General features: G+C 55.1%; 16 protein-coding genes and 2 pseudogenes. 13 read left to right on the top strand and 5 right to left on the bottom strand.

What is annotated here, in order from left to right; all coding sequences use genetic code 11:
* The first annotated feature begins 104 nt into the window (after positions 1-104).
* The 3 genes from serB (at position 105) to CGL_RS12525 (ending at position 3,093) form a co-directional block, all read left to right on the top strand.
* Positions 105-1,406 carry a phosphoserine phosphatase SerB gene (gene serB / locus CGL_RS12535; RefSeq protein WP_003860289.1) on the top strand — a complete coding sequence of 434 codons (1,302 nt, stop codon included), beginning with the start codon at positions 105-107 and terminating at the stop codon, positions 1,404-1,406.
* Positions 1,399-2,124 (top strand): aminoacyl-tRNA hydrolase, encoded by a 726-nt coding sequence (locus CGL_RS12530; protein ID WP_227747768.1) that lies wholly within the window; start codon positions 1,399-1,401, stop codon positions 2,122-2,124. Before serB ends, CGL_RS12530 begins: the two co-directional genes overlap by 8 nt.
* 75 nt (positions 2,125-2,199) lie before the next feature.
* Positions 2,200-3,093 (top strand): hypothetical protein, encoded by an 894-nt coding sequence (locus tag CGL_RS12525; RefSeq protein WP_011015187.1) that lies wholly within the window; start codon positions 2,200-2,202, stop codon positions 3,091-3,093.
* Positions 3,094-3,102: 9 nt separating this feature from the next.
* On the opposite strand, the gene CGL_RS12520 is transcribed toward CGL_RS12525, so the two are convergent.
* The 3 genes from CGL_RS12520 to CGL_RS12510 form a co-directional block, all read right to left on the bottom strand.
* Positions 3,103-5,100 carry an ATP-dependent DNA helicase gene (locus tag CGL_RS12520; RefSeq protein WP_011015186.1) on the bottom strand — a complete coding sequence of 666 codons (1,998 nt, stop codon included), beginning with the start codon at positions 5,098-5,100 and terminating at the stop codon, positions 3,103-3,105.
* Positions 5,101-5,559: 459 nt separating this feature from the next.
* The gene (locus CGL_RS12515) at positions 5,560-6,900 is read right to left on the bottom strand and encodes a nicotinate phosphoribosyltransferase (RefSeq protein ID WP_011015184.1); all 1,341 of its coding nucleotides are present in this window, start codon (positions 6,898-6,900) and stop codon (positions 5,560-5,562) included.
* Positions 6,897-7,448, bottom strand: coding sequence for a CAP domain-containing protein (locus tag CGL_RS12510; protein WP_011015183.1), 552 nt, complete (start codon positions 7,446-7,448; stop codon positions 6,897-6,899). Before CGL_RS12510 ends, CGL_RS12515 begins: the two co-directional genes overlap by 4 nt.
* A gap of 329 nt (positions 7,449-7,777) precedes the next feature.
* Between CGL_RS12510 and clpS the strand changes: the two genes are divergently transcribed.
* The 5 genes from clpS to CGL_RS12485 are packed head-to-tail and all read left to right on the top strand — an operon-like array spanning position 7,778 to position 10,816.
* The gene (clpS, locus tag CGL_RS12505; protein WP_011897801.1) at positions 7,778-8,080 is read left to right on the top strand and encodes an ATP-dependent Clp protease adapter ClpS; all 303 of its coding nucleotides are present in this window, start codon (positions 7,778-7,780) and stop codon (positions 8,078-8,080) included.
* Between the two features lie 12 nt (positions 8,081-8,092).
* On the top strand, positions 8,093-8,632 hold the full coding sequence (locus CGL_RS12500; protein WP_003857980.1) for a DUF2017 domain-containing protein: 540 nt from the start codon (positions 8,093-8,095) through the stop codon (positions 8,630-8,632).
* Positions 8,632-9,546, top strand: coding sequence for a P1 family peptidase (locus CGL_RS12495; protein WP_011015182.1), 915 nt, complete (start codon positions 8,632-8,634; stop codon positions 9,544-9,546). The genes CGL_RS12500 and CGL_RS12495 overlap by 1 nt, the downstream gene beginning before the upstream one ends.
* On the top strand, positions 9,543-10,292 hold the full coding sequence (locus tag CGL_RS12490) for a rhomboid family intramembrane serine protease (RefSeq protein WP_003860306.1): 750 nt from the start codon (positions 9,543-9,545) through the stop codon (positions 10,290-10,292). The genes CGL_RS12495 and CGL_RS12490 overlap by 4 nt, the downstream gene beginning before the upstream one ends.
* A gap of 29 nt (positions 10,293-10,321) precedes the next feature.
* Complete coding sequence (locus tag CGL_RS12485) at positions 10,322-10,816, top strand: MarR family winged helix-turn-helix transcriptional regulator (protein WP_011015181.1); 495 nt, start codon at positions 10,322-10,324, stop codon at positions 10,814-10,816.
* A gap of 9 nt (positions 10,817-10,825) precedes the next feature.
* On the opposite strand, the gene CGL_RS12480 is transcribed toward CGL_RS12485, so the two are convergent.
* Positions 10,826-11,446 (bottom strand): putative secreted protein, encoded by a 621-nt coding sequence (locus tag CGL_RS12480; RefSeq protein ID WP_020948631.1) that lies wholly within the window; start codon positions 11,444-11,446, stop codon positions 10,826-10,828.
* A gap of 56 nt (positions 11,447-11,502) precedes the next feature.
* Here CGL_RS12480 and murI point away from each other — a divergent pair, with 56 nt between their 5' ends.
* Together murI and cdpA are read left to right on the top strand one after the other, a co-directional pair.
* Positions 11,503-12,357 carry a glutamate racemase gene (gene murI, locus CGL_RS12475; protein WP_011015179.1) on the top strand — a complete coding sequence of 285 codons (855 nt, stop codon included), beginning with the start codon at positions 11,503-11,505 and terminating at the stop codon, positions 12,355-12,357.
* A gap of 102 nt (positions 12,358-12,459) precedes the next feature.
* Positions 12,460-13,227, top strand: a complete 768-nt coding sequence (gene cdpA, locus CGL_RS12470; RefSeq protein ID WP_003857989.1) for a 3',5'-cyclic adenosine monophosphate phosphodiesterase CpdA — start codon at positions 12,460-12,462, stop codon at positions 13,225-13,227.
* 684 nt (positions 13,228-13,911) lie between these two features.
* Here the strand turns inward: cdpA and CGL_RS12460 are convergent.
* Positions 13,912-14,630, bottom strand: a pseudogene (locus tag CGL_RS12460) (IS6 family transposase).
* 132 nt (positions 14,631-14,762) lie between these two features.
* On the opposite strand from CGL_RS12460, the gene CGL_RS12455 reads away from it, so the two are divergent.
* From CGL_RS12455 to CGL_RS12440, 3 genes and pseudogenes are all read left to right on the top strand, one after another.
* Complete coding sequence (locus CGL_RS12455; protein WP_020948629.1) at positions 14,763-16,088, top strand: DUF2254 domain-containing protein; 1,326 nt, start codon at positions 14,763-14,765, stop codon at positions 16,086-16,088.
* A gap of 109 nt (positions 16,089-16,197) precedes the next feature.
* A pseudogene (locus CGL_RS12450) lies at positions 16,198-16,913 on the top strand (IS6 family transposase).
* A gap of 34 nt (positions 16,914-16,947) precedes the next feature.
* Positions 16,948-17,637, top strand: a complete 690-nt coding sequence (locus CGL_RS12440) for a hypothetical protein (protein WP_011015174.1) — start codon at positions 16,948-16,950, stop codon at positions 17,635-17,637.
* Positions 17,638-17,721: the final 84 nt, after the last annotated feature.

Raw genomic sequence — 17,721 nt, 5'->3', positions numbered from 1 at the left:
CTGAATACATCTCACCCAATTCCCCATAACTAGACAATTGCCCAGCAACGACTGATAAGTCTCCAATGTCGTGTTCCGCGCTCAGACATGAGACAATTGTTGCCGTGACTGAACTCATCCAGAATGAATCCCAAGAAATCGCTGAGCTGGAAGCCGGCCAGCAGGTTGCATTGCGTGAAGGTTATCTTCCTGCGGTGATCACAGTGAGCGGTAAAGACCGCCCAGGTGTGACTGCCGCGTTCTTTAGGGTCTTGTCCGCTAATCAGGTTCAGGTCTTGGACGTTGAGCAGTCAATGTTCCGTGGCTTTTTGAACTTGGCGGCGTTTGTGGGTATCGCACCTGAGCGTGTCGAGACCGTCACCACAGGCCTGACTGACACCCTCAAGGTGCATGGACAGTCCGTGGTGGTGGAGCTGCAGGAAACTGTGCAGTCGTCCCGTCCTCGTTCTTCCCATGTTGTTGTGGTGTTGGGTGATCCGGTTGATGCGTTGGATATTTCCCGCATTGGTCAGACCCTGGCGGATTACGATGCCAACATTGACACCATTCGTGGTATTTCGGATTACCCTGTGACCGGCCTGGAGCTGAAGGTGACTGTGCCGGATGTCAGCCCTGGTGGTGGTGAAGCGATGCGTAAGGCGCTTGCTGCTCTTACCTCTGAGCTGAATGTGGATATTGCGATTGAGCGTTCTGGTTTGCTGCGTCGTTCTAAGCGTCTGGTGTGCTTCGATTGTGATTCCACGTTGATCACTGGTGAGGTCATTGAGATGCTGGCGGCTCACGCGGGCAAGGAAGCTGAAGTTGCGGCAGTTACTGAGCGTGCGATGCGCGGTGAGCTCGATTTCGAGGAGTCTCTGCGTGAGCGTGTGAAGGCGTTGGCTGGTTTGGATGCGTCGGTGATCGATGAGGTCGCTGCCGCTATTGAGCTGACCCCTGGTGCGCGCACCACGATCCGTACGCTGAACCGCATGGGTTACCAGACCGCTGTTGTTTCCGGTGGTTTCATCCAGGTGTTGGAAGGTTTGGCTGAGGAGTTGGAGTTGGATTATGTCCGCGCCAACACTTTGGAAATCGTTGATGGCAAGCTGACCGGCAACGTCACCGGAAAGATCGTTGACCGCGCTGCGAAGGCTGAGTTCCTCCGTGAGTTCGCTGCGGATTCTGGCCTGAAGATGTACCAGACTGTCGCTGTCGGTGATGGCGCTAATGACATCGATATGCTCTCCGCTGCGGGTCTGGGTGTTGCTTTCAACGCGAAGCCTGCGCTGAAGGAGATTGCGGATACTTCCGTGAACCACCCATTCCTCGACGAGGTTTTGCACATCATGGGCATTTCCCGCGACGAGATCGATCTGGCGGATCAGGAAGACGGCACTTTCCACCGCGTTCCATTGACCAATGCCTAAAGATTCGCTTCTCGACGCCCACCTCCTCCTCAAGGCCCGGGCTAGCGACGGGCCACATAGCGAGGATCCTTCGGATCCTTCGACCGTTCAGGCAATGCAGATCGCGTTGCACATTCCGAAACAGAATCCGCCCCGGCGGACAGATGTGTTGGAAGCGGCGGCGAGGAGTGTGGTCAAGCTTTGCCTCGACGAACGAGTATCCACCGATCCTGATTTTCGGGCGGCCTTGGAACGTTGGTACGGACACTTGATTCGGAAGGTGTCACGTCGCGCTCGTAATGCGGCGTGGGATCGGGTGCAAGATTTACCCGGCGTGACTGTGGAAGATGATGCTGCAAAGGTTCGGGCATTTTTGCCCAGCGCAGTGGTGGATGTGCCTGCAGATATCAAAAAGCTGCAGATTTCCGGTACGGAATTGCCTCTCGATGAGCCGAATCCGATCAACGATGAATACCCCGTTATCTACATTGATGAATCGTTGAAGATGACGCTGGGAAAGGCCGCTGCGCAGGTAGGACACGCATCCATGTTGCTTGCCGCGCACCAACCGTTTGAGTGGGTGGAGCAGTGGGAAGCAGCGGATTTTGCGCTGCACGTCAGGGAGATTCCCTCGGAGGAGTTCCTGCGCCTTATCGAGTCTCCTGGTGCTGTTCCAGTTCGCGATGGCGGCTTTACTGAGGTTGCCCCCAACACCGTGACGGTTGTTGCAATTCCATAACTAAACGAGCTTTGATTAACAAGTCCTTGTATTGTGTAAATCGCTTATTGCACACAATTGAAAAAGGACATTGTTATGACAAGCCCTTATGGATCCCAATACCCAGGCGACGACAACAATAATTGGAACTCCCAGTTCGGCAACCCTTCCGGCGAGCAGAACTACGGTCAGCCCTACGGTGCGCCATATGGACAGCCTTACGGGCAGCCATTTGATCAAGGATTCAACGCCTACAGTTCTCCCATCCCACCTGAGGTCCCACAGCCTTCCATGCAGGAGGCTCAGTGGCGCTCCTTTGACCTTGGAACTGTTTTTGGTCAGGCATGGAAGGGCTTTACCGCAACGTGGCAGGCATGGGTGCTGTCTGCACTGATCTACTTCGCGGTGTTGCTTGTGCTGATGTTTGCGTGGATCCTCCCGATGGTTAGTGTGCTCGCAGCGACCTCATCTGGTTCTGATTCCGCAGCTATTGCAGCGACGGGTGGCACCAGCTTCTTCGGGTTCATGCTGATGATCGTCCTGGCATTCATCAGTTTTGTGTACTCCCTTAACTGCTACCGCAACGCGGCTCGAGTTGTGCGCGGTGAGCAGATCACCATTCAGAGTTTCTTCAAGATGAAGGGTCTTGGTAAGGCGCTCGGTATTTACATCTTGATCAATATCGTCATCTTCATCGGAATGATCTTGCTGCTCATTCCTGGAATTATCGCTGCCGTGGTGCTGATCTTTGCTGTTCCTGTGGCATTCCAGCTGCGCGACGCCTCGATCGGTGATGCGTTTTCCGCAAGCTGGAAGGCAGTGTCCAAAAACGTTGGTCAGGTCATTCTCTTAGAACTGGCTATCTTCGCGTTGAGCTTCTTGGGCAGCGCAGTGATCATCGGTATGTTGGTGACCACTCCGCTTACATTCCTGCTGTATGCCTACGCATTCCAGACCGCCAGCGGTGGTCCCATCATGCAGCGTCAGTAGCAGTTAGTTTTACTTAGTCACCAATCGTTTGAGTGCCGCGCGTACGGTCTCTGGGTTGGTGGTTTCCCAAAATCTGGGCATGGAGAAGCGCAGGAAACCGCCGTAACGTTTCGTCGATAAGCGGTGGTCTAGCACTGCTACCACGCCGCGGTCGCCGACGTGCCGCAACAACCGGCCCGCGCCCTGCGCCATCAACAACGCCGCGTGGGTGGCTGCGACCTCCATGAAACCGTTGCGGCCTTCGGCATCGGCGGCCTCCTTGCGGGCCTGCAGCAGCGGGTCGTCGGGGCGGGGGAACGGGATGCGGTCAATCAACACCAACGACAGCGAACGGCCGGGGACGTCGACGCCCTGCCACAGCGTGAGAGTGCCAAAAAGGCACGTGTTTTCGCTGTCGGAAAACTTCTTCACCAGCGCGGCAGTATTGTCATCTCCCTGGCAGAGCACATCAAAAGGCAGGCGCAGACGCATCGCCTTGGTGGCTTGTTCCGCAGCGCGTTTCGACGAAAAGAGCCCCAAAGTTCGGCCACCCGCCGCAGTGATCAACTCGTAGATTTCATCAAGCGTTTCCTCCGGCAACCCATCGCGGCCAGGGTCCGGAAGGTGTCGAGCGGTGTACAAAATACCCGACTTCGCTGGATCAAACGGCGTGCCGGCATCCATGGAATCCCACGACCCTTTCGGCAAACCCCAGCTGGCAGCCATTGCGTTGAAATTGCCACCAATGGTCAGCGTCGCACTGGCCAAAACCACGGTGTTTTCCGCGAACAGTTTCTCATGCAACAGCCCTGCAACCGACAGCGGCGCCACATTGAGGGAATCCCCGCGACGATCATCGTGGTTATGCCACACCACGTCGTACTGCTTGGAGGGATCCTCCTCCGCGAAGACCTCCAAAATGCGCACGTTGGCATCATGGATTTCCATCAAGTGATTGCTTAAATTCTGTCGCTCGGCGAAACGCTCCGGATCATTCGCAGCCTCACCCTCAGGTGCTCCCGCGATCTGAGCACGCAATGCCCACAACGCGTCCTTCAATGCCACCAGTGTGCCTTTGGAACCCTCATCCATGTCATTCCACCGGCCCGGCTGCATGGTTTGCAACAAGGTTTCCAAATCGCCAGCGATTTCCTGGACGCGTTCTTCCCGCTTATCGGAATCCAACTTGGACGCACGGCGAGCAGCTAAATTGAGCGAATTCACCGTGATCTCAGCCGACGCCACAGCAGTGATGCGACCATCTAGCTCATGGGCCTCATCGATGACCACCACATCATGTTCAGGAAGCACAGAAACATCCGACAACGCATCAATAGCAAGTAACGCATGGTTGGTGACCACCACATCAGCCTCCTTTGCCTTCCCGCGGGCAATCTCAGCGAAACAATCCTCGCCATGCGGGCACCTTGACGCGCCAATGCACTCACGGGCAGTAACACTTACCTGCTTCCACGCAAGATCAGGAACACCCGGATCCAAATCATCACGATCGCCAGTCTCAGTCTCATTGGCCCACTCATTAAGGCGCACAATGTGCTTACCTAACCACGAGATATCCTCCTGCTCAATCAGGGCATCTTCCTGATTCAGCTCTTCCTGGCGGGCAACCTTATTCATGCACAAATAATTGGAACGGCCCTTCATAATCGCAAAAGTCGGGCGACGTTCCATCAAGGGTTCCAACGCATCCACCAAGCGGGGGAGATCCCTATTGACCAACTGGCGCTGCAACGCGATCGTCGCAGTAGACACAATGACCGTGGAATCAGACTTCTGCGCATGACGAATCGACGGAACAAGATAAGCCAAAGACTTACCCGTACCCGTACCCGCCTGCACCGCCAAGTGACGCTCTGTATCAAAAGCCTTGGTCACAGCCTTAGCCATTGCTTCCTGTCCAGCACGACGGGCACCGCCCAACGCTTCAACGGCAGCAGTAAGCAACTCTTCCGTGGAAGCATTGAGCGGATCTGGGGTGGTATTTGTGGGTGATTCAGGCGCAGACATTGTGCCAAGTCTAACCAGATCGGAGTCGAAAGACTAAGCCAGGCGAAACACCGATTTACGGTCTGGTTCGATTGCTTTGATAAAGGCGCTTGGGGACGATTCTGGGCGGGCAACTTCCAGGTGATCTGAGTTTTTTGCGGTGGCCTCCCGAACAAGTTGATACGAAGCCCCACTGGAATAGCCCCAACGCTCTAGAAGCCCATTTAAGGGATTGAGTTTCTCGAAGGAACGTTCCCCTGAAGTGGGTTAAGACAGCACGTCTAACGGCGATACAGAGAGTCGAGCTTTTCGGGTCCACGGCCAGTTTTTCAGCTTGGCCAAACCAGAATGCCCAGGAAGGTCGAAAACACGATCCATGGGCAGCTGTGTCCGGTTTCGAGGGCGACAAACCAAACCAGAATGCCCATGAACTCGGAAAACCCGATCCGTGGGCACTGTGGTTTGGTGAGACCGAATTGTCTAAGCGGCCGGCGGGAAACCCACGAAACGAGTGTGCAAAACAGGCTCATCGCGAGACAGTGCAAGGCCTTCCCATGGTAAAGAGACCAATTGCTTGGCCAAATACGCTCGGGAATCTTCCAAAGTAGGCAAACCTGGAACGATTTCACCGTCGCGCATCAATGGGATGGTCAGGCTCAAAGTGTCGAGCTTTCCAGTATCTGGTGCTTCGGCATTGAATGGGTAGACGATTTCTTCGATTGCGGTACCGGACTTGCGGTGGGTGCGCACAGCCTTCTTGCCACCACCGTAGCTTTCCTTGTTTCGGGAACGCTTGGCCACAGGGTGACCGGCAACTTCCACGATCTTGTACACGAGGCCAGCGGTTGGTGCGCCAGAACCTGTGACAACGGAGGTGCCAACGCCAAAGACGTCAACTGGTTCGCCGCGAAGACCCGCGATGGCGAATTCATCCAGGTCGGAGGAGACCACAATCTTGGTGTTGTGGGCGTTGAGATCGTCGAGCTGCTTGCGGACCTTTCGGGCAAGCACACCTAGGTCGCCGGAGTCGATACGTACGCCACCAAGGTCTGGACCTGCAACTTCAATGGCGGTGGCCACACCTTGGGTGATGTCATAAGTATCTACCAGCAAGGTGGTGTCCACGCCGAGGGATTCAACCTGTGCTTTGAAAGCTGCTGCTTCGTTGGGGGTGCCGTCATCGTTGATGTGCAGCAAAGTCCATGCGTGGGCGGAGGTTCCGGATGCTGGAATTCCGTAGCGGTAGGCCGCCTCGAGGTTGGAGGTGGTGGAGAATCCAGCGAGGTATGCTGCGCGGGATGCGGTGACTGCCGAGTATTCGTGGGTGCGCCTGGATCCCATTTCGATGATGGGGCGACCATCAGCTGCGGTGACCATGCGCGCAGCGGCGGAAGCGACGGCAGAATCTGCATTCATGATGGACAAAATGACAGTTTCTAGGATGACGCATTCTGCAAACGTGCCACGCACAGTCAGAAGAGGGGACTGCGGGAAGTAGATTTCGCCTTCGCGGTAGCCATCAACTTGGCCGGTGAATCGGTAGTTGCGGAGGTATTCCAGGGTACGGTCGTCTAAAAAGTCAAGATCGGCGAGTTGTTCCTCTGTGAATACAAAGTCACGAATCGCCTTCAGCACTCGTGCTGTTCCTGCGACGACACCGTATCGGCGCTCGTTGGGGAGGCGGCGGCTAAAGACCTCAAACGTTGAGGGGCGTTCTGCAGAACCATCAGCGAGCGCTGCTTGAAGCATGGTCAGCTCATATTTATCAGTAAGGAGAGCTGTTGAACGGTTTGAGGAGAATTCAGACGGATTGGTATTCACTCTGTTGATTCTACGGAATCAGCGGGAGCTACAGTGAACTCCACCACTATCCACGCATGATCACCCTTGTAGGCCACACCAACTCCGATGGCTTCATAATCGTTTGCAAGCAGTAGTTTGACATGATCAGGAGAGTTTAAGAACCGATCAACGATGGTATCGGCGTTGGCATTTGCATAGGGCAGATTCTGTTGCAGAACCACCAGGTTGCCCTCTGGATCCGGTACTTTTTCTTCGGAATCTGAGTCTGCATTTCGCTGCGCAATTGTTTGGGCTGCCGTGTGTAATTCAAGCTCCGGGCTGATCGAGACGAGGCCCTTTAGGTTGCGTTCGTAGTTGATCTTGTTCACTACATCGGTCCGTACCTGTTCCAGTGCTGGTGGCTGGACCGGATTTCCGCTTGAAATTCCATTCACGGTGACAATCAGCGTCAGCAGGATCGACAGAATCGGGATGGCCTTTGCAATGGATTCGACGAAAGATGCGTGCGTCGGCGCGACGCCCCATTTTTCTAGCAGGGTGCGCGCTTGTGCTGCAAGGGTTTCCATTCGGTGGTCCTTCCGCCGAGTTTTTGTCACCAAAACCAGCATTGATAGGGGAACAAAATCAAATGCTCGGTACAATTTCAGAGAAAAGGCTATCAGAGTGATCAGTGAAAAGCATGTCTGTTAGGTGCTTAAAGATTCAGCATTCTTGCAGGTGAAGGGATAAAAATTTGGATGACATATCACCTAAGCTTGCAATTTCTACTGGAATAGCGCGACTACTCTGCACCAACGCATAGTTGTTGACTAGGCTATTTGTCATGAATAGGCAAAACCAACTTCACTACCCGCAGGAAGTGAAGGCAGTGGAAAGTGTGGAATCAAGCTTGAACATGTCGTCACCTTCTGCACCGCTTGCCACGCCAGATGTTGAGCTTGATGTGCACACGTTGTCGAGCGAAAACCTGCCTTGGTTGTGCATCGTGTGGGATGATCCGGTCAATTTGATGAGCTATGTCACCTACGTTTTTCAGACTGTGTTGGGCTTCAGTAAGAAGAGGGCCACTGAGCTGATGATGCAGGTGCACACCGAAGGTAAAGCCGTGGTGAGTTCTGGCGAGAAGGACAAAGTGGAGGGTGATGTGAAGAAACTCCACACCGCAGGGCTGTGGGCGACAATGCAGCAGGCAGGGTAGGGGAGAATTTTCATGCAGCAGTGGAAGAAGAAAAAAGGGCTGATGCGCCAGGCTCGTTACGCGGTGGTTTTTGAGCCGATGGAGCGGGAAGTGTTGGGTGATTTGTCAGCTGCGGTCAGTGAGGCGTTGATTCAGCGTGCACAGTCTGTGCCGAAGGATCCTCTGGCAGAGATGACCGGCATGACAAGTGGACACAAAGAAGCACCAACCGATCCGGCGCTTGCGCGTTTGCTCCCTGATTTTCAGCACGAGGGCGATGAGGAATACGACGGCGATAATTCTTTCCTCCGTTCACTCCATGAAGGCGACATCACCCGAGCAAAACTGGAAAATCTGCGCGTGATTAACGATGCGCTGGGACCCGACGGAAATGTTGCGGTCACCGCCTCTGAGGAGGAAGCGCACGCTTGGTTGGCTGCGCTCAATGACATCCGCCTGTACGTTGCCTCCGGTGATGTACGCGGCGGGGAAGCCGCCGAGGAAGACCGCGAAAACCTCGTGCAGTGGCTTGCCTACAATCAAGAGTCCTTGCTGGAAGCGATGATGAATTAATGCTTATCGACGTCGCGGGCTTCCTTTTAGGCCACGTCACGAAGGGGGATACGGGTTGCTCAGTGGTCATTGCACCTAACGGTGCATTTGCGGGCGTCGATGTCCGTGGGGGAGGCCCAGGCACCAGGGAAACCGACCTTCTAGAACCACACAATTCTGTGCAGCAAGCACATGCCGTGGTGTTGTGTGGCGGTTCGGCGTTCGGGTTGGCTGCTGCCGATGGAGTGATGACAGCCCTAGAAAACCGCGGTATTGGTTTCCCTGTCCGTCCCGAAGGGCCTATCGTGCCAATCGTTCCAGGCGCTGTGATTTTTGATTTGTTGGTGGGCGATCCCAAAAACAGGCCCACGGCAGCTGATGGGGAACAAGCAGTTGAAAACGCTTTCGCTGGTACACACAACGGTTCGGGCAGCGTCGGTGCAGGAACGGGTGCTACAGCAGGTCGGCTGCGTGGCGGTTTTGGCCAAAGCTCGCGCCGGGTCGGAAAGTACACCATCGCGGCAGGGGTCGTGGCGAATCCTGTTGGGGAAGTCGTGGACCTAACAACTGGAGCTTTGTTTGGTAGGCCCGAAGTGATGGGGGTGGGCGTCGATAAGCTAAAAAGCGCGGCAGAGACGCTGAACACGACCATCGGCGTCGTGGCAACTGACGCGCCGGTGACAAAAGCCCAAGCGAAGCGCTTGGCGCTGGTGGCCCATGATGGTTTGGCGAGGGCAGTGCGGCCGTCGCATTCACCGATGGACGGTGACACATTTTTCGCCATGTCATCGGGTGATGGTAGTGGCGTTACCCCGGTTGAGCTGGCGGAATTGTCGGCTCATGCTGCAGATTGCGTACAGGACGCTATCATCGACGCCATACTTACCGCGAGTCCGGGACTCGGGCTCAAAAGCTTCAGGGAACTTTTACCATGAGTTACAACAGCCCGTATAACAACACGAATTTCAGCACCACTGGCGCGTTCCAACCTGCTGGTGGGCCGGTGAAGCCGTGGAATAAGCCCGATGCCAGCCTGAATCAGCAGCTGAAAAACAAATCCCGTGTGCGCACAGGTCTTACCATCGCCATCGGTTATGTAGTGGTGATTTGGGCGGTGCATTTGGCATCCATCGTCATTGCGCTGCTCACTGGCTTCAACCTGACCAACTTTGGTATTCATCCGCTGGATACCAGTGCACTGTGGGGTATTTTCACCTCACCGCTGTTGCATGGAAGCTTCAGCCACCTCATTGGAAATACCGTTCCAGGCTTTATATTCAGTTTCCTCATCGGTATGAGTGGCAAGCGCGTGTTCTGGGAAGTCACGATTATCGCAGGTCTCATCGGCGGTCTTGGTACATGGATTTTCGGTGGAATCGGCACCAACCACATCGGTGCGTCCGGCCTGATTTATGGCTGGCTTGGCTACCTGATCGTGCGTGGAATTTTCAACAAGGATATTAAACAGTTCCTGCTTGGCATAGTTTTGGCGTTCATTTACTCCGGTTTGTTCTGGGGTCTGCTACCTACTCAAATCGGTGTGTCCTGGCAGGGCCACCTTTTCGGTGCACTTGGTGGAATCGGTGCGGGTGCTTTTATCGCCTCGGATGACCCGGCAGCGTTGAAAGCGAAGAAGCAACAGAAGAAATTAGAAAAGCAACAACGCCAAAGAGGCTTATAGTTTTCACCTAGCGACTACACTTAATTGACATGACAAGTGAGAATTCCGAATCCCAGGACATTTGGCTAACCGATGAGCAACAAGATGTGTGGCTCGATGTGTGGACAATGCGAATCGGCCTGCCTGCTCGCTTGGATGCTCAACTGAAAGAAGCTGCGGGTGTCAGCCACTTTGAGTACTTCACCATGGCGCAGATTTCTATGGCCCCGGAACATCGGGTGCGCATGAGTGAGCTTGCTGAGCTGTCCGATATGACGCTATCGCATCTATCTAGAGTGGTTACTCGCCTAGAAAAGGCTGGCTGGGTGAAGCGTGTTCCCGATCCTGATGATGGTCGCGCCACCGTTGCTGTGCTCACGGACTCTGGGTGGGAGAAAGTTAAAGCAACAGCCCCTGGTCATGTGAAGGAAGTGCGTCGTTTGGTGTTTGACGATCTCACTCCAGAAGAACTCAAGGTAATGGGCACCGCAATGAAGAAGATTGTGAACCGACTCGATATGTCCAACAGGCTGCCCCGGGTGTAGTTAGAAGTTTTAAGAAATGTAGACAACGGCGTTGTTGCCACCTGTGCAGGTGACGTACTCGCCGTTGTCTTCGCAGTTCATGGTGTAGTTTCCGCCAGTGACAGGGCTGGTGGCTGTCACCCTGCCGGATAGTTCATTGGTGTCTAAATAGTGGTTTACAAAAGCATCTCGGACGGCTTGAGCAAAACCTGCTGAGGTGGACGCTGACCCGGTGTACACATTGTTTAAATTGCCGGCATCGGTCTGGGTGGCAGCAGCATCATTGGCTGGTGATGCTCCCGCAGGAAGTGATGGTTGCGCAGGGCGGTTTCGGGGAGTTTCCGTTGCACTGCTTGGGGGCTGATCCTCTGTCGCGCTCGGTGACTCAGGGGATTCCGAAATAGTTTGCTCCACAGATTCAGAGGTGCTTGGACTTGCCACAGGGCTCGAGGAATTATTTGGTGCAACGAGGCTGTTGAACAACAAGACAAACGCAATCACGATGATGGCCACCAAGATCAAGATCAACCCAATGAGACTGCCTTTGGGTGAACGTTTCGCGGATGCCACAGCTGTAGGAGAGCCAATGGTCTCCGAGGTTGCTCGCACCGCAGCGAATCGTCTGGTTTCTTGATCGGGTGAATCAGCCATTGCCATATTGTGACACATCTTGGACGGATAAAAAGGGAAGCAACGCGAGGTGGCTTATGATGGCAACCGTGACTGATTTCAGTGGATCTATGATTGAACGCCCCGTGCCAGGTGCTGATGCGCCGATTGGAATTTTTGATTCTGGAGTTGGCGGATTAACCGTAGCTCGCACAATCATCGATCAATTGCCACATGAATCAGTTATTTATATCGGTGATACTGCCAATGGCCCTTATGGTCCGTTGCCTATCGCTAAGGTCCGTGAGCACGCCATCCGCATTGCCGATGAGTTGGTGGAACGCGGATGCAAGATGATTGTCATTGCCTGCAACACTGCGTCCGCTGCGTTTCTCCGAGATGCCCGTGAACGATACAGTGTGCCAGTCGTGGAAGTTATTCTTCCCGCAGTAAGGCGTGCGGTGGCATCCACCCGCAATGGCAAAGTGGGCGTGATCGGCACAGTGGGAACCATTAACTCCGGTGCGTACCAGGATCTTTTCTCTGCAAGCCCCTCCATTGTGGTCAACGCAGTGGCATGCCCACGGTTTGTGGATTTCGTGGAACGCGGAATTACCAGCGGCAGGCAGATCCTCAACATTGCGCAGGATTATTTAGAGCCTTTGCAAGCAGAAGGGGTGGACACCCTCGTGCTTGGATGCACCCACTATCCACTGCTTTCCGGTGTCATTCAGTTGGCAATGGGGGACCACGTAAGTTTGGTCTCTAGCGCGGAAGAAACTGCGAAAGACGTGCTGAGAATTTTGAGCCAGCAAGATCTTTTAGCCGATCCGGACATGCATCCTGAGCCAAGTTATAGCTTTGAATCAACAGGCGATCCGGAAATCTTTGCGCAATTAAGCCGCCGATTCCTTGGACCAATTGTTTCCCAAGTGAGACAAAACGAGGGATAACCCCAGGTGTGTGTTCTACCTCTGAAAGGGAAGGGGTAGTTAGAAATTCACATTTTGGCCTAAAAGTTCACGCGAACTTCAATTGCATGGCACAGTATCCTTATGAGACTGACCATCCTTGGAAGCTCTGGTAGCGTGCCCGCTCCAGGTAACCCCGCATCCGGATATCTGTTAACTTCTCCGGACGCCCCTGCCGTGATTATGGACATGGGCCCAGGTGTCCTTGCAGCAGTTCAAGAAATTCAAGATCCTGCTGATGCGCATGTTATTTTCTCCCATTTGCACACCGATCACTGCGCTGATTTTGCGTCCTTGATGGTGTGGCGCAGGTTCCACCCAACGCTGGCCGCCAAGAGCCGCAATCTTTTGTTTGGACCTGAAGATACCCCCAACAGGCTTGGTCGTTTGAGCTCCGATGAGCCTGATGGCGTTGACGATATGTCAGATACTTTTGCTTTCGACGCCTGGGAAGAGCGCAAGCCAGAGCTCATTGATAATTTCACGGTCACGCCGTTCCGCGTTGTGCACCCCATTGAGACCTACGCGCTTCGCGTAGAGGAGCACCGCACCGGCGCCTCAATTACGTATTCCGGTGACAGCGCGTACACCGAAGCGCTTATCGACGCCGCCCGCAACGTTGACATTTTCTTGTGCGAGGCAACTTGGGGCACCTCTTGCGATGACAAAGCACCAGGAATGCATATGTGTGGCCAAGACGCCGGAAGAATTGCGGCAGCAGCTGGCGTAAAGAAACTGATTATCACTCATGTTCCACCATGGATTGATGCAGAGGCCACAGTGGCAGCAGCTGCGGAACACTTTGATGGTCCTATCGAATTGGCACGATCAGGAATGGTTATCGAGTTTTAGTCCGTTTGTACTAATAAGGTAGCTTTGGTGATTCTGTAATTGCGGTAATTCGCTTAGTTGGAGCTGTTGAAATTACGAGCACTTCTAAATACCTGGTAGATGGATTATTTAGCCCCGGAAGGGGCTATTTTTGTGTCTAAACCCGAGGGTAATTTGGGAGGAGCGTTAAGTACTACTGACAGGTTAAACAAAGGTTTTGCCAGGTGTCGGGACCCGCTCGAAGCTGAAAATGTCTACTGGGAATACCGCAACAATGGAGTCTGGATCAGGATTAACACCGACAACAACTTCCAGGTCACTACGGCAGATGGACTCACCTCCTTAACCGTGACTGATACGGCAGTTGATCAGTCTGGAGCAAGGTTATGTGCCGTTGCTACTAATGCTTCTGGCCCCACGATGTCGAGGGAAGCTGTTCTCACGGTGCGTTCTGCAACCGAGATCCCTGATGATGGTCTGAGCATTGATGATGTTGTACTGCGTTGGGGTATTAGTGAGGAAGTACAATCACGACCACTATTTGGTGACTCCAACTACCTATCCGCTGGTGTGTCTGATGGATCTGCATTGACCTACGAGTCAACTGATAGGGATGTACGCATCATCCACAGGGTGCTGTTGCAAAGTTGGGCCAGGGTCGAAAAGCCCAACCTCAAGACATTAGTTGTCCTTGCTCCGGGGTGCTTAAGCTGTCTCGAATATCCGGCTGACGATCACCGCGTCTGGGTTCGGGTGCCCGTGAGGTCAAACATCGTTCCCTGACCCTTTCCGCAATGAATGCATCGCCTCCATCCCTTTCAACGTCCGGTAGGCGGAAATTCGGTTTTTGAACGCTCCCTTCGGCCCCAGGATTCTTTTGAGTCGGCCATGATCTCCCTCGATAACGTTGTTGAGGTATTTCACCTGCCGGTGCTCCACCGTCTGAGGGCAGATTCCCTCCGCCTTCAGCTCGGATATTGCCTTGGCCAGAGCTGGTGCCTTGTCGGTGTTGATGACCCGCGGGGACCCGGCTGTCGTATTCGATCGCAGCGTCTTGGCCAGGAAACGCTTGGCCGCAGCCACATTCCGTTTTGGTGAGAGATAAAACTCCAGGGTCTGCCCACCCGCGGTAATAGCCCGGTAGAGATAGCACCACGTGCCGCCGACCCGGATATAGGTCTCATCCACCCGCCAGGAACTGGCCTGCCAGTCAGGAACCTGCCGGTACCAGCGAGTCTGCTTATCCAGCTCAGGGGCGTATTTCTGGACCCAGCGGTAGATGGTGGTGTGATCGACCGGCACTCCGCGCTGAAGTCATCATTTCCTCGAGATCTTAGGTCAGCTGAGCCCGTAGCGGCAGTGACCTGTGCACCGCCCACAGGATGGATCTCGCGAGGGAAATGACGACCCGAGAAGAGACTCATGGCCTTAATTATTTCACGCCGAGGATCCTACTGCCCCGACGTCGCCACAACAGCCGTTTTCTGTTGTGAAGGCGGGTGGAACAAGTCGGCTGAGTGCGCACTGAGAACCGTCGTCAATGCCATAATGGTGTGGTGAAGAAAAACGACCACGGTACTACTGGTACCTCCGAGAGTTTCCGCATCCGCGGTTCGATCCCGGACGTTCCCCGGGAGACGCGGTGGGACCGGCTGTGGCGGCCCTTCTGGGCGATACCGGCTGCCAGCGTGGTCGCGGCCCTGGTTTTCGGTTTCCTGCTTCCCACGTGGGAACGTGGGTTGTCCGACGCCGCGCTCAAATTCGTTTTTGAGGGTGGGCCTGATGCCGCCCGCGAGGTGCTGGGCACCATCGCCGCCTCCACGATCTCAGTGACCGGTCTCATCTTCTCCATCACTCTCGTTGTTCTGCAGCTGGTGAGCAGCCAGTTCAGCCCGCGAATGCTCAACGGCTTTCTGCGCAACCGCATCGTGCAGGCCACCCTGGCGATGTTCCTGGGGACGTTCGTGTTCTCCCTGACGGTCATCCGGTACGTGTGGAGCGAGGACGAGGACATCACCGGATTCGTCCCCCGTGCTTCAGTGTCGGTTGCCTTCCTGCTGGTGCTCGGGTGTCTGGGACTGTTCCTGGCGTTCATCCGGCTCATCACCTTCTCGATGCGGGTGGCCAACGCCATCTCCGAGATCGGGGAGGAGACGATGGCTCTGGCCGCACGTATCTATCCCGTGCAGAGCGACGACGCAGGCCCAGTCCAGGGGCCGGGCTGGTCACCGCGGCCCGGTGACCCCCGGGAAGAAATCCGGGTGGGCAGCCATGGTTCGCTGGTGTGGATCGACTACCGGAAGCTGGTGTCCTGGTCGACGGAACACCAGGCGGTGATCACGGTCGACCGGCCGGTGGGGGACTTCCTCGTCGAGGGCCAGCCGCTGCTGCGGGTCTGGTGGGACGGGGAACTCAGCGACCGGGACCGACGCGTTCTGCACTCGGCCATCGAGGTGCGGACCGAGCGGGAACTTCACCAGGATGTGGCGTTCGGACTGCGTCAACTGGTCGACATTGCCGATCGTGCGTTGTCCCCGGGCATCAATGATCCGGCCACGGCGGCCCAGTGTGTCCAGGAGATCCACCGGATCTTCCGCTATTTGGTCACCGTCATCGAGCCCAGCCCCTACATCGCCGATGACGACGGTCGGGTCCGTGTGGTGCACCAGCCGCAACGTATCGCGGACATGCTCTATGAGGTGATCCGTGAGATCCATCTCTACGGGGCGGATTCTGCGATGATTCCGAGGCTGCTGCGCACCATGGTCGAGGACCTGGTGACGGCCGCTGCCGATCATTCCCTGCCTGCCGTCGAGCGTGCCCGCGGCATCCTGGACGATGAGACGGACGAGGACCGCGACAGTGACACCGCGAACGTCTGATCCGGGATCAGGTGGCGGTGAGGTTCCAGTGCCGGAAAGCACGGGCACCCAGCAGGGTGTTGTTGCAAAGTTGGGGCAGTAGAAAGACCGGCGTGAAATAATCAGAGCCATGGGCATCTTCTCCGGTCGGCATTTCCCTCGCGAGATCCATCCTGTGGGCGGTGCGGTGGTACTGCCGCTACGGGGTGAGCTGACCTAAGATCTCGAAGAGATGATGACTGAACGTGGTGTGCCAGTCGATCACACCACCATCTACCGCTGGGTCCAGAAATACGCCCCTGAGCTGGATAAGCAGACTCGCTGGTACCGGCAGGTTCCTGACTGGCAGGCCAGTTCCTGGCGGGTGGATGAGACCTATATCCGGGTCGGCGGCACGTGGTGCTATCTCTACCGGGCTATTACCGCGGGTGGGCAGACCCTGGAGTTTTATCTCTCACCAAAACGGAATGTGGCTGCGGCCAAGCGTTTCCTGGCCAAGACGCTGCGATCGAATACGACAGCCGGGTCCCCGCGGGTCATCAACACCGACAAGGCACCAGCTCTGGCCAAGGCAATATCCGAGCTGAAGGCGGAGGGAATCTGCCCTCAGACGGTGGAGCACCGGCAGGTGAAATACCTCAACAACGTTATCGAGGGAGATCATGGCCGACTTAAAAGAATCCTGGGGCCGAAGGGAGCGTTCAAAAACCGAATTTCCGCCTACCGGACGTTGAAAGGGATGGAAGCGATGCATTCATTACGGAAAGGCCAGGGCACGATGTTTGACCTCACGGGCACCCGAACCCAGACGCGGTGATCGTCAGCCGGATATTCGAGACAGCTTAAGCACCCCGGAGCAAGGACAACTAATGTCTTGAGGTTGGGCTTTTCGACCCTGGCCCAACTTTGCAACAGCACCATCCACAGTGATGGCACTACCAATACTGAGCCTGACTACGCATCTAAGGCGGCGCACATTAGTGATGCAACTGTGGATCAGTTCGTTGAGTTCGGCGGTGGACAAGCAAACATTAACCCTGATGGATCAGCGACCGTTGATTGGGAGGGTTCTTTCAGCATCAACTTCTACGATGGTTTGGTGCCGTTTACCATCACGAATCCGCACCTCGAGGTTTCTGTAGCTGGTACTGGTGTTTTGACTGGTGACCTCACTAGCTATGCAGTGGAGATGTCGAACCCGAATGAGAAAACCCCGTTGACTGACTTGTATGAGGATGTCACGATCACAACGTTTGGGGGAGTGAACCTTGATCCTGAAGGTGTTGTGACAAGCAATCCTGATTATGACGGAGTGATTGTTGATGTCCCACTGGATGCCACCTCTCAGGTTACTTCCGGTGCAGGTTGGGGAGCGTGGCCGCAGGGCTTCCTTGATTTCCACTTTGATACCAACTTGCCTTCCTACTGGTATTCCTCAGATGGCGCAGGTGATCCTAAGAAGGCGCCTATGAGCTTTAATGTTGATTTCACTAATGGTCCAGGTCTGGTGAACAGCCAATTGCTCCACAGGCAAGTGATCTCAATGCCGGAAACCAAGGCAGTCTCGTAGTTCCATCGGAGGCAGAAGCTGGTCAGGAAATCACCATCGGTGGTCTACCAGCCGGCGAAGATGTAGATGTGGTGTTGTTCCCAA

Source organism: Corynebacterium glutamicum ATCC 13032 (assembly GCF_000011325.1).
Taxonomy (GTDB): domain Bacteria; phylum Actinomycetota; class Actinomycetes; order Mycobacteriales; family Mycobacteriaceae; genus Corynebacterium; species Corynebacterium glutamicum.
The sequence above is the reverse complement of the archived record's forward strand: the minus strand, read 5'-3'. Positions and strand labels throughout refer to the sequence as shown.

What these genes read in the sequence shown, in the direction of transcription:
- murI (WP_011015179.1), top strand. Translation starts at nt 11,503, where the DNA reads ATGATGGCAACCGTGACTGATTTCAGTGGATCTATGATTGAACGCCCC.
- clpS (WP_011897801.1), top strand. Translation starts at nt 7,778, where the DNA reads ATGTCGTCACCTTCTGCACCGCTTGCCACGCCAGATGTTGAGCTTGAT.
- CGL_RS12490 (WP_003860306.1), top strand. Translation starts at nt 9,543, where the DNA reads ATGAGTTACAACAGCCCGTATAACAACACGAATTTCAGCACCACTGGC.
- CGL_RS12510 (WP_011015183.1), bottom strand. Translation starts at nt 7,448, where the DNA reads ATGGAAACCCTTGCAGCACAAGCGCGCACCCTGCTAGAAAAATGGGGC.
- CGL_RS12485 (WP_011015181.1), top strand. Translation starts at nt 10,322, where the DNA reads ATGACAAGTGAGAATTCCGAATCCCAGGACATTTGGCTAACCGATGAG.
- CGL_RS12520 (WP_011015186.1), bottom strand. Translation starts at nt 5,100, where the DNA reads ATGTCTGCGCCTGAATCACCCACAAATACCACCCCAGATCCGCTCAAT.
- CGL_RS12530 (WP_227747768.1), top strand. Translation starts at nt 1,399, where the DNA reads ATGCCTAAAGATTCGCTTCTCGACGCCCACCTCCTCCTCAAGGCCCGG.
- CGL_RS12480 (WP_020948631.1), bottom strand. Translation starts at nt 11,446, where the DNA reads ATGGCTGATTCACCCGATCAAGAAACCAGACGATTCGCTGCGGTGCGA.
- CGL_RS12495 (WP_011015182.1), top strand. Translation starts at nt 8,632, where the DNA reads ATGCTTATCGACGTCGCGGGCTTCCTTTTAGGCCACGTCACGAAGGGG.
- CGL_RS12525 (WP_011015187.1), top strand. Translation starts at nt 2,200, where the DNA reads ATGACAAGCCCTTATGGATCCCAATACCCAGGCGACGACAACAATAAT.
- CGL_RS12500 (WP_003857980.1), top strand. Translation starts at nt 8,093, where the DNA reads ATGCAGCAGTGGAAGAAGAAAAAAGGGCTGATGCGCCAGGCTCGTTAC.
- cdpA (WP_003857989.1), top strand. Translation starts at nt 12,460, where the DNA reads ATGAGACTGACCATCCTTGGAAGCTCTGGTAGCGTGCCCGCTCCAGGT.